This window comes from Marinomonas sp. S3726, assembly GCF_000967665.1.
In the GTDB taxonomy this organism is placed as follows: Bacteria; Pseudomonadota; Gammaproteobacteria; order Pseudomonadales; family Marinomonadaceae; genus Marinomonas.
Genome location: NZ_JXYC01000031.1, coordinates 15,087 through 27,260, shown reverse-complemented (window position 1 = coordinate 27,260; position 12,174 = coordinate 15,087). Strand labels below are relative to the sequence as shown.

General features: G+C 40.5%; 9 protein-coding genes. 4 read left to right on the top strand and 5 right to left on the bottom strand.

Annotated features, from left to right (window positions below):
* Positions 1–251: 251 nt before the first annotated feature.
* Positions 252–818: an oligoribonuclease gene (orn, locus tag TW85_RS20640; protein ID WP_046019048.1), complete on the bottom strand. Its 567-nt coding sequence runs from the start codon at positions 816–818 to the stop codon at positions 252–254.
* Positions 819–892: 74 nt separating this feature from the next.
* Here orn and rsgA point away from each other — a divergent pair, with 74 nt between their 5' ends.
* Positions 893–1,921, top strand: a complete 1,029-nt coding sequence (gene rsgA, locus TW85_RS20635; RefSeq protein WP_046019047.1) for a small ribosomal subunit biogenesis GTPase RsgA — start codon at positions 893–895, stop codon at positions 1,919–1,921.
* A 72-nt stretch (positions 1,922–1,993) separates the two neighbouring features.
* Here the strand turns inward: rsgA and TW85_RS20630 are convergent, their stop codons facing one another.
* Positions 1,994–2,905: a flagellar motor protein MotB gene (locus TW85_RS20630; RefSeq protein ID WP_046019046.1), complete on the bottom strand. Its 912-nt coding sequence runs from the start codon at positions 2,903–2,905 to the stop codon at positions 1,994–1,996.
* A 47-nt stretch (positions 2,906–2,952) separates the two neighbouring features.
* A complete protein-coding gene (gene motA, locus TW85_RS20625; RefSeq protein WP_046019045.1) occupies positions 2,953–3,807 on the bottom strand; it encodes a flagellar motor stator protein MotA in 855 nt (284 codons plus the stop codon).
* A gap of 123 nt (positions 3,808–3,930) precedes the next feature.
* Here motA and TW85_RS20620 point away from each other — a divergent pair, with 123 nt between their 5' ends.
* From TW85_RS20620 to TW85_RS20610, 3 genes are all read left to right on the top strand, one after another.
* Positions 3,931–5,403, top strand: a complete 1,473-nt coding sequence (locus tag TW85_RS20620; protein ID WP_046019044.1) for an HDOD domain-containing protein — start codon at positions 3,931–3,933, stop codon at positions 5,401–5,403.
* 43 nt (positions 5,404–5,446) lie between these two features.
* A complete protein-coding gene (gene asd / locus TW85_RS20615) occupies positions 5,447–6,304 on the top strand; it encodes an archaetidylserine decarboxylase (RefSeq protein WP_046019043.1) in 858 nt (285 codons plus the stop codon).
* Positions 6,305–6,502: 198 nt separating this feature from the next.
* Positions 6,503–9,274 (top strand): methyl-accepting chemotaxis protein, encoded by a 2,772-nt coding sequence (locus TW85_RS20610; RefSeq protein ID WP_046019042.1) that lies wholly within the window; start codon positions 6,503–6,505, stop codon positions 9,272–9,274.
* Between the two features lie 94 nt (positions 9,275–9,368).
* Here the strand turns inward: TW85_RS20610 and secF are convergent, their stop codons facing one another.
* Positions 9,369–10,280: a protein translocase subunit SecF gene (secF, locus tag TW85_RS20605; RefSeq protein WP_046019041.1), complete on the bottom strand. Its 912-nt coding sequence runs from the start codon at positions 10,278–10,280 to the stop codon at positions 9,369–9,371.
* 11 nt (positions 10,281–10,291) lie between these two features.
* Complete coding sequence (gene secD / locus TW85_RS20600) at positions 10,292–12,139, bottom strand: protein translocase subunit SecD (RefSeq protein ID WP_046019040.1); 1,848 nt, start codon at positions 12,137–12,139, stop codon at positions 10,292–10,294.
* Positions 12,140–12,174: the final 35 nt, after the last annotated feature.

The window sequence follows — 12,174 nt, the reverse complement described above, 5'->3', positions numbered from 1 at the left end:
AAATAGTAGTCAGCATCAAACTGGGAGCAAAGGAAACAGTGATTAAACTACCCTTTATCAGCCTTATCAGAAAAAGTATCACACAAGTCGTTACTTTTTCTGGAATGCCACCTAGGCATTATTCAAAGACCCGAAGGGCGTGGCCTAAAAGCTCTGCCTTGACGCTGAAAACCTATCAATAGAATAACTATTAAGTCGCGTTCCTCGCTACAAATCTAGAGACTTTGATCCACACACTGAGGCAGGAGAAGTTATTCGCAAGCATCCTGAGAATCAAAATTAAAAACATTCGCCTTATAATAAGCAAGTTCAGCAATAGACTCTTTTATATCATCCATTGCTAAATGAGAGCCCTTTTTACTAAAGCCTGTTAAAACATCAGGTTGCCAGCGCTTAGTTAATTCTTTAATTGTACTCACATCAATATAACGATAATGGAAAAAAGCCTCTAACTCTGGCATGTAGCGATAAAGAAAACGACGGTCTTGACCAACGCTATTACCGCATATGGGTGAAGCCCCTTTAGGTACATACTTTTCCAAAAACTGAATCGTCTCAAGCTCAGCTTGCGCCATTGTCATGCTTGTTTCTATAACACGTTGAGTTAAACCTGACTGTCCATGATGAGTTGTGCACCACTCATCCATAGCATCCATAATTTCACGGGACTGATGAATTGCAACATTAGGCCCTTCAGCAAGCACATTTAAATGCTTGTCTGTCACTATTGTTGCAATTTCAATAATAGTGTTTTTATCTGGGTCTAAGCCTGTCATCTCAAGGTCAATCCAGACCAAATTCTCTTTATCTAAACTCATGATGCATTCAAACCTTTATTCTCAATGCTAGGCATTATACTCTATGCGCCTTAATAAAGGACCCACTTGAGATAATGTCTAAAAGAAAACTCACGAAACAACAAACTTGGCGCATTGAAAAAATTCAAGCTGAGCGCAGTAAACGCGTTAGCAAGCGCAACACCAAAGCGGAAGAAGCACTTTTATCTTCAGACCTAGGCCCTGAAACTGAAGGCCTAATCCTTTCGCACTTTGGCACTCAAGTGGAAGTAGAAAGCATTAACGAAAGTGATGTAAAGGTTGCGACCCGTTGCAATTTAAGAGCAAACCTCGGTCAGTTGGTGACAGGCGATAAAGTTGTTTGGCGAGCTAATCAACAAGAAGGCGGCGTTGTTGTTGCACGGTTAGACAGAGACAATGATCTATGTCGTCCAGATATGCATGGCCGTTTAAAACCTATCGCAGCCAACATTAACCACATCATTGTTGTAGTCGCTGCTGAACCTCTTGCTCATGCAAACCTGATTGATCGCTATCTAGTTGCAGCAGAAACAGCAGGTATTCCACCTGTTATCCTTTTAAACAAAATTGACTTGATTGATGACAGTAATAGAGACAACTTAGATAGCTTACTCAAAACTTATGAAGACCTTGGTTATCAGGTGCTAAGAACATCCACTAAACAAAAAGACAGCATGGATGAGCTATATGACTTTTTAGGTGATAAGACTAGCGTTTTTGTAGGACAGTCTGGTGTCGGTAAATCATCTTTAGTCAATACACTTTTACCCGGTGTTGATTTATCGGTTGGCGAATTGTCCCAAAAACGTAAAAAAGGCACTCACACAACCACCACAGCGAGACTTTTTCACATGCCTAAAGGCGGTGACTTAATTGACTCCCCAGGAATTCGTGAATTTGGTCTATGGCATATCAGCATTGAAGAACTGTTAGAAGGCTTTATCGAATTTCGAGAACACATTGGCTATTGCCGATTCAGAGATTGTGCCCATGAAGAAGAACCAGGCTGTGCACTTCAACAGGCACGAGAAGAAAATAAAATCTCAGACATTCGCTATCAAAGCTTCCTGAGAATCAAAAACTCCATTCTAGAAAACCTTTAACATAAAAGGGCTTTTTGAACAGCTACACCTAACTCAAAAAGCCCTAGAATATAAAAGTCACATCAAAGCAGGCTAAAAAACAGCTTCAGGTGCGATCTCAATACCCTCTTCCCTTGCAGCACCATAAATTAAGCGATTACGTTCCTGCATTCTTTTATAGGCCGCACTGGTTAACAACAATATACTTACCCTTCTATTAATGCCCGCTTCTGGCTCATCCTCATTGTACGGAACTGTATCAGATAGCCCCATCACCTGAACAAAGCGCTCATCAACAGTGCCACCCTCCCTTAACAATCTACGAGCTTCATTCGCACGCATTGAAGATAGCTCCCAGTTACCAAGACCAGCAAAAGAGTATGCAGATGAGTCCGTATGGCCAGAAACCACCAATCTATTTTTCAAACCAGATAATACCTGGCCAATATTTAATAAAGCGATCTCGAAGTCTGGCGTAAGACGACCACTCCCTGCAGCAAACATGGGCTTATGGATTTTATCCAGCAAGGTGACTCGAATACCATCTGGCGTAATCTCGATTTGCAAATTCTCTTTTAGTGCCTCAAAAGCCTCATTACCAGATAACTTTTGCCCTAGCATTGCAGCAAGGTCAGCCTGCTCTTGCTCAGCAACAAGGTCATGGTGAGAGTTTGCCCTTTCTTCAACCGAATCAGGTTTTTGCACACTGCCAGGGTCAGGTAAATTTAGATCAATTTTTTTCTCAGTACTCTTAGCAGGACTACCCCCCAAATCAATAGGATGATTACTAAAGCCTGCCGTTGATGCACCTTGCGGGTCATTAAAGTACCCCTGAATTGCCGATAGCTCTTCAGGTGAAGCCACATTAATAATCCACATGACAAGAAAAAAAGCCATCATAGCTAAAGCAAAATCTGCCAAAGCAATTTTCCAGGCACCGCCATGATGCCCACCCTTTTTAACTTTTTTAACTCGACGTATTATCGGTCCTGATGTTTCAGCCATACACCCTCTCCAAGCAGCATAATTCCCTAAACAAACATAGCAATAAGTTAGCGGTAAGTTCGAACATATTCAGCTAACTCTGCAAATGAAGGTCGCTCTTCGGATGGTAATAACTTACGTCCAGTTTCTACTGCAGCGCCCGGCGAAAAACCAGAGACAGTGGAAACCAAGCAAGCCTTAACCGCGTTATAAGCTTTTAATTCATGCTCCCCTAATCCTTCAAGATGAGAGGCAAGCGGACCAACAAAACCATAGGCAAAAAACACACCTAAGAAAGTCCCCACCAAGGCAGCCGCAACGTGTGCGCCAATTAGCTCCATGGCACCACCAATCGACCCCATGGTAATAACAATACCCAATACCGCTGCAACAATACCAAACCCAGGTAGAGCTTCAGCCACTTTATTAACAGCGTGGCCAGGTGCAACTAAGTCTTCCGCGATTTTTTCAATTTCAGCATCAATAATCGCCTCAAATTCATGAGCAGGTAAGCCAGTTAAAATAAAAATCCGATAGTTATCTGTAATAAATTCAACCATTTCATGATCCCTTAATAGGTCAGGAAATGATTGAAAGAGCTCACTTTCATAAGGCGCTTCAATATGATCCTCAATCGCTAAAAAGCCTTCTTGCCGACTCCTAAAAAACAATGTGTACATCAACGCCATTAAACCAAGGTAATAACGTTCATTATGACGACTACCTAAAAATGCTTGAGGCATGAGTTTAAAAATACGTTTTTGAAGGTGCCAAGGGTTTGCAACCATGAAAGCGCCTAAAGCTGAGCCACAAATGATTAAGACTTCAAAGGGCTGCCATAACGCAATCATTTCTCCATGGGAAGCCATATAACCAGTCACAACACTGACAATGACGATAACCATCCCTACTATCACAAACATATTTTTCTTCCTACGATCTACGATGTATGCACATTGCACATTATAAAGTATGATAAATCACAATACTGATTTATCATTTTATCGAATAGAGCAACAACTTACAGAGCTTTAATGTAAACACCTATGAGCGACAAGTCCCCCTCAAGCCTAGAAGAATGGCTAATATACCTTAAGGATAAGAAGTTTCCTGTTGGCTCAGACAACCTAACTAAACTTCAAAACCAGCTTAAGTCGCCACAAGGCGCTATTGACGGGCTTCAACACAGTATTTTAGCCGAGCCTTTTATTGGCTTCATGTCAATATCTGTGGCCAATCAAATTGCAAAAAATAACAATAATCAAATTAAGACCCCAACTCATGCTGTGTCTATGGTCGGGATTGATGGCCTAGAAAAGATCACAAAACAGCTTTATCCATGCCAGTTTTCAAACAACAATCGCGCTCACTGTGAATTTCTTAGGCAAGTTCAGATTAGCTATGAAGCGGCATCTATTGCAAAGTTTTGGTCTATCGAAAAACGTCACGCAAATAATGAAGAGATTTTTTGGATAACTTTTTTTAGAGATGCTGTGAAATGGCTACTTTGGTTTTATTGTTATGAAACCATGCATAAATTAACCCAGAATTTAAAGCAAGGAATGAAACCCAAAGAAGCAGAAGAAGCTATTTTTGGATGCCGAATAGATCAACTCACAGTCAAGCTATTTCAATACTGGGAAATTCCTAGCATCATAATTGACTCCTTCAAAACAGAAAACACACCAACAGGCAGAGAGCTTAAAGCACTTGCTGACCTGACTCGTGATCCAGAAAACGTTCCTGTTGACCCGGATGACAGACGCTTAAACTTTCTTGCAAATCATTCTCTTCTTTTTGCCGTATGCGCAAGTAAAACAGCACATATTGCTAACCAATTAGGCTGGGACAGCAAAGGCTTAGAGAATTATTATAAAGTTATCTCAGCAGCACTGCATTGCAAGCAAGCTAAAAGCATTAGAGCAGCACATGCAGCCTGTGTAGAGTCTGCCAAACTCTTTCCTAGCCCATATAAAGTACCACTAGCCAAGTTTCTGCTTTCTCCAGATCTATATCAAAAAGCAAAAAAACCTGTAAAGTCGCAAAAAGAAACACCCCTTTCTGCATTACAAAAATTAGCTAAGTCAGATCAGGCAACAGATAAAGAATGCTTAATTATGAGCATTAAAGTTATTAAAAAATTAATAGCACCAGCGAGTCAAATCCTTATCCTTAATTTTGATAACGAGCAAAATAAACTCAAAGTCAGCCTACAGTATGGTTTTGATTTAGCCCGCTTAAAACAGACTAAATGGGACCATACAAATAAGGTTTTTGAGAAACTATTAAAAACACCAAGTGCTGTTTTATTTGACGAAAAGAAATTAAACCAAATCATTAGATATCTACCTAACACTTTAACGCCAGAATTAACGGAAAATCAAAATCTAATATTAACCTCTTTCAAAAGCGGACCGTCTAACTGGAAGATTATTTGGATAGGAAGCAACACATCTTTTTCTGAAAATGACTTTATAAATACTAAACGAATTTCAAGTATTCTAAGCAAACGCTTTTAACAACTTAAACTATTAAATACCCTGAAAGTAAAAGGATAAACCAGTGAACAGAGATCAACTCTTTGCCTTAGCACAACACCTAACCCCTCAAAAGACATTATCTCGCCTAGCTGGTCGTCTTGCTGAATGCGAAAACACTTGGGTTAAAGATACATTCATTCAAAATTTCATTAAAAAATATCAAGTAGATATGAATGAAGCAATTGAACCAAACCCTCAATCCTATAAAAACTTTAATGCATTTTTTACCCGTGCAATCAAACCAGAGCTAAGACCAATAGCATCAGACGACAAGGCTATTGCATGCCCTGCAGATGGAGCAATCAGCCAACTTGGAGATATTGAGTACGGCACCCTTCTACAAGCAAAAGGCCACACCTATAGCCTAACCAGCCTACTCGGCGGCGATGCAGAATTATCAAACCGCTTTATTGGAGGGAAATTTGCGACTGTTTACCTCTCCCCTAAAGATTATCACAGGGTTCATATGCCAATTGACGGTAAGCTAACCAAGATGATTCATATTCCTGGCAAGCTATTCTCAGTAAACAAGGTAACAGCTGAACAAATACCAAATGTTTTTGCTAGAAATGAGCGCACTGTCTGCATATTTGAAACGGCTGTCGGACCTATGGCTGTGATTTTAGTTGGCGCCATGATAGTCGCAAGCATTGAAACCATTTGGGCAGGACAAGTTACGCCTTTCAATAAAAATGTGGTCACTTGGGATTACGATAAGCTTAATCAAGTAGAGTTGAAAAAAGGCGAGGAAATGGGTCGCTTTAAACTTGGCTCAACTGCAATTGTATTATTTGGAGCAGACGCAAACAACTGGGAAGACCATTTAGAAGCAACTACCCCAACTCGCATGGGCATGCCATTTGGGTCTATCAATATTTAAAACACCCTGAGCGCCTATTACCTTAATACCCAAGCATAATAGGCGCCCATTCATCAAAAAAAACATCCCGCAACAATTTTATACTCGTTTTTTACACTGCCTATATGTACAAGCAAAGGTTTCGTTACTATTTATTAATCATTGATTTAAACTCTTTTTTGAGTGAAATAGTTTCCGAATTTTTTTTGCGAGGCTTGTATGCACCTACTTAAATCGCTTAATTTAAAAGCGAAATTTACTCTCATATTTGTTTTTATTGGCTTGTTGCCTATCATCATAATTAGCTTTATATCGACGCAAAACAGCACAAAAGACGTTCAAGATAAAGTCTACAACCAGTTAAGCTCAATTAACCAAATAAAAAAAGAAACCATTGAAACCTATTTCCATGAACGCGAAAGTGACATGGGAGTCCTGGTTAACATTGCTGACACCCTACGCAACCAAGCGTTTCAAAAACTTGATGCCGTTCAGGATTTAAAAAAATCTGAACTAACAAATTATTTGCATAACAATTATGCCCAATTAAATCTACTAGCCTCACAAGAGCATGTGAAACACGCACTTGAAGAAATGATAACTACCTTCAAGTTTAAGAGCATGTGGACCCCTTTACTTAACGCCCACGATACTGAATTTAAACAACTTCTCACTTACTTTGGTTGGTATGATTTCTTTTTAGTCAGCCTGAAGGGGGACATAGTATATTCCGTGACTCGAGAAGGAGATCTGAGAAAAAACCTCGAAAAAGATCTAAGTGATAGCTCTTTCTATAAAGCCTACAAAAAAGCTAAAGACTCAGCCGATAACGAGATTCATTTGGCTGACTTCTTGCCTTACGCACCCAGCAATGGAGACCCTGCCGCCTTTGCAATTCAAGCCGTCGAAAAAAATGGCGAGCGTATAGGCTATATCGCCTACCAACAACCTCTTGAACACATAAACGAAATACTTGGACACAGAACCGGAATGGGCGAAACCGGAGAGTCTTATCTTGTTGGCCAAGATAACCTAATGCGGTCGGACTCCTACCTCAATCCCAACCAATTTTCTGTAAAAGCCTCATTCAAAGATAACAACAAGGTAACAACGAGGGCTGCGCTAGAAGCTCTTGAAGGTAAGAAAAACACCGCAGTTATTATGGATTACAACAATAACCCCGTTATCAGTAGCTGGGATTTTATTGATGTTGGTGAGGGAATAAGATGGGCAATAATTTCAGAAGTTGATGTCACCGAAGCCTTTAACCCAAAAACATCTGATGGTGTCGATTTTTATAAGAGCTATATCGAAAAATATGGCTATTACGACCTATTCCTAATCAATCCAGATGGCTACATCTTTTACACAGTAACCAAAGAGGCCGACTATCATACCAACATAATTAATGGGAAATATTCAGATAGCGGCCTAGGGCAGCTGATTCGAAATGTAAGTCAAAGCAAACGCTATAGCATGGCAGACCTCTCCCCTTACGCACCAAGCAACGGAGACCCTGCCGCATTCATTGCACAACCACTACTGAATAATAGCAAAGAAGTATCACTTTATATCGCCCTACAACTTCCATTAGAAGGCATAGGTAATATTATGAAAACCCGTGTCGGCATGGGGGAAACAGGTGAAAGTTACCTTGTTGGTGAAGACTATAGAATGCGAAGTGACTCATACCTAGACCCAGAAGGACACAGTGTTAAGCAAAGTTTTGCAGGCACTGTAGAAGAAAATGGTGTAAACACCCTCGCGAGTAAAAGAGCCTTAGATGGCATACAGGGCACAGATATCATCATTGATTACAATGGACACCCTGTACTGTCGTCTTATGACCATATCGACTTTAAAGAATTTAAATGGGCAATTCTGTCAGAGATAGATGAAGCTGAAGCCTTTATGTCTATCAGGCAAAACTCCTTCTTCATGATCATCATGATGATAATTACCGCCATCATCATCGCAGGTATCGGGATAATAGTTGCTAAGCGAATCGCGCAGCCAATTTCAGATATTTCAAATGTGGCAAACTTAATTGCAAATGGTGATCTGAGATCAAAAATAGAAATCAGCACCTCTGACGAAGTCGGCAAACTGCAAAATTCGATGCAACAAATGATCAGTAATTTACGCACCATGGTTAACAACATATCTAATGTAGCCAAAGAAGAAACCACTACATCAGAACAATTGGAAGAAATAACCAAGGAAACTAACACCACAGTCCAAGAACAAAAAGATATCGCAGAGCAATTTACAAGTTCAATGAGCCAAATGGGTGCCACTGTAAACGAAGTAGCCGAGAATACATCCAATACCTCAAGCGCCCTAAATGAAATACAAACTAAAGTCCTTGAGGGCAGTTCAGCCTTAGATAAAACCTATCATTCAATCCTATCTATGACAGAGCAAATTCAGCTTTCTGAAAAAACTGTACAACAAGTAAGAAGCGACTTTGATCAAGTAAGCAGTGTTTTAGATGTGATCAAAGAAATTGCCGAACAAACCAACCTACTCGCTTTAAATGCTGCGATTGAAGCAGCACGAGCAGGTGAGCAAGGCAGAGGCTTTGCAGTTGTTGCCGACGAAGTAAGACAACTCGCTCAAAGAACCCAAGATTCAACAAAACAAATAGACGACATGATCAAAAACATCATCTCTGGCGCCAATTCCTCTGTTGAGGTCATGGCGAAAAGTGTTGCCAGAGCCAATGAAGTTCAAGATCATGCCAAAGAGGCAACAGAGATAAATGAGGTAATTACCGAGCAAATCAGCCAAATAAATACTCTCAGCCTACAAATTGCCACCTCAACAAAAGAGCAAACACAGATGATAGACGTGATCTTAAATAATGTCGAAAACCTAAATGATGGCGTTCATAAAACAGGTGATGCTACCAATGTAATTGCAGAGTCCAGTAGCGAACTCAATAAATTGGTCATAAAACTCGATAAGGAGACCAGCTTCTTTAAAATTTGAAGCTCATTACAATCAAACATCACCTGACCTTGCTACAAACAAAAAAGCCACATCAAATGATGTGGCTTTTTATTAAGAATGAATTCCTTATAAGCTAAGGCATTTCATCCTCAAACTCTTCTTTCGGTGTTGGAACCAAATCTTCTCTTTCAATTTTTTGTGCAAGCAATAGGTTAGCCGCAACAAAAACCGATGAGTAAGTACCAATAATCACACCAATCAACAATGCAAAAGCAAAGTTATGGATAGCCTCTCCACCAAAGAAGAAAAGCACTAACAACACAAAAATAGTTGTTAAAGAGGTAATTAAAGTACGGCCTAAGGTCTGATTAATAGACTCATTAATCAAATCCACTGGTTCAATCTCACGCATTATGCGGAAATTTTCTCGAATTCGGTCACATACTACAATCGTATCATTCAATGAATAACCAATCACAGCAAGTAATGCAGCTAGCACAGTTAAGTCAAACTCAAACCCTAGAACCGAAAAGATACCTAAGGTAATAATCACATCATGCGCAAGTGCGGCCACAGAGGCAACAGAGAACTTGAACTGGAAGCGAACAGCAACATAAAGCATAACAATAGCCAAAGCTAATAGCATACCTAAGCCACCCTGCTCTCTTAACTCTTCACCAACTTGAGCACCTACAAACTCAGACCTTAGCAACTCAACACTGGCTGTATCTGAGCGCAATACCGCAAGAACCTCATCTCCTAACGTTGGTGTATAGACATTTGCCATACGCACAACGATATCTGTATTGGCTCCAAAAGTTTGAACCACAACATCATCGTATTGATTTTCAGCCAACAAAGCTCTTATCTGATCAAGCTCAGGAGCAACTTGATAACCAACCTCAATCAAGGTTCCGCCAGTAAAGTCCAGACCAAATTCAAGACCCTTAACAGCTAACGAGATCAAAGAAATGACTACCAATACAATAGATAGCAAGGCAACTGGTTTTCGCATTCCCATAAAAGGGATATTAGATGTTTTCATTGTCTTGTTTCCTATATCGATAAACGGGCGTCTTTACGACCACCATAGACCAAGTTTGCCTGAGCTCGGGTCACAACAATCGCAGTAAACATGGAAGTGATTATCCCCAAAGAAAGCGTCACAGCGAAACCTTTCACCGAGCCAGTACCAACAGCAAACAAGATAACCGCCACTAACAAGGTAGTGATATTGGCATCAAGGATGGTTGTAAATGCACGGTTAAAGCCAGAGTAGATAGCTTGTTGCGTTGGCAGGCCAGATGCCAGCTCCTCTTTTATCCGCGAAAATATCAAGACATTCGCATCAACAGCCATACCCATGGTCAATACTATCCCTGCAATACCAGGCAAAGTAAGTGTCGCACCCAACAAAGACATACACGCCATAAGTAGAACAATGTTTATCGCTAGTGAAACATTCGCAAACAAGCCAAATACGCGGTAGTAAACCAACATAAACAGCATAACAACTAACAAACCGATTTGAGCAGAAACAACCCCTAGACGAATGTTTTCAGCACCAAGACTAGGCCCTACCGTTCTTTCTTCAACAAAGTAAATTGGAGCGGCAAGCGCACCAGCACGAAGTAATAGCGCTAACTCAGATGATTCACGGGAGCTATCCAAACCAGTAATACGAAAAGCATTACCCAGAGTAGTTTGAATCGTCGCTAAGGAAATGATCCCCTTTTCACTATATGACTGACGAATTTCTTGAGCTTTACCGTTTTCATCTTCTACGAAACGAGAGCGAGATTTGTGCTCAATAAAAACAACCGCCATGTTACGACCAACAGCTGTACGAGTAACTTTCGCCATCTGTTTTCCGCCCTTAGTATCAAGGCTGATATTTACTTGCGGCATGCCGTTTTCATCAAAAGACGAGTTAGCGTCAGAAACACTATCACCAGTAATAATCAAATCACGCTCTAAGCGAGCAGTACGACCACTACCATCTCTAAAGGTTAAAACTTCAACATCATCGGCATCAAGCGGTGCTTCCAAATGGAATTCAAGGTTAGCGGTTGCACCAATGATACGCTTAGCAGCTGCAGTATCTTGCACACCTGGCAATTCAACCACAATACGATTACTACCTTGACGCTGTACTAACGGCTCAGCAACACCTAGCTCGTTAACACGATTTCTTAGGGTCGTTAAGTTCTGCTGCAAGGCATAAGCTTCAATCTCAGCTTTAGCTGATTCTGAATAACTTGCTGTTAGATAAAACTCGCCATCTTGAGATTGAGTTGAATAAATATATTCAGGAAATTCATCACTTAATAAGGTCTCAGCACGCGTTAAAAAAGCTTCCTGTAAGAAACGAATTTTAAGTACACCAGCATCAACATTTACCTTGCGATATCTCACTTTTTGTTGACGAAGTAGCGTTTTCATTTCAGCAGAAGCCACTTCCATACGCTGAGCTAACGCGGCCGGCGTATCAACTTCTAGTAAGAAATGGACACCACCACGAAGGTCTAGACCTAATTTAGCAGGTCCAGCACCAAAGGCTGCAAGCCAATCAGGTGTTGTCGGAACTAGGTTTAACGCAGTGACATAATTATCGCCCAAAGCAGCAGCTACAACGGGTTTTGCAGCTAACTGATCAATACCACTATTGAAACGTAGAGTTACACCATTAGAGGTTAACTCTGACGCTTTAAATTCTATATTAGCTTTAGTTAAAGCTCGCTCTGCTTTTTTGATAACACTTTCATCAATGCTAACAGTCGCTTTTTGTGTTGAAAGCTGAAGAGCTGGATCATCAGGGTAAAGGTTTGGCAAGGCATACAGTAGCCCAAGCGCTAATACAAAAAGAATCAGCAAATACTTCCACAAGGGATACTTGTTAAGCATGAAACATCCTTTGGTTCATAGTGTTAATAAACACT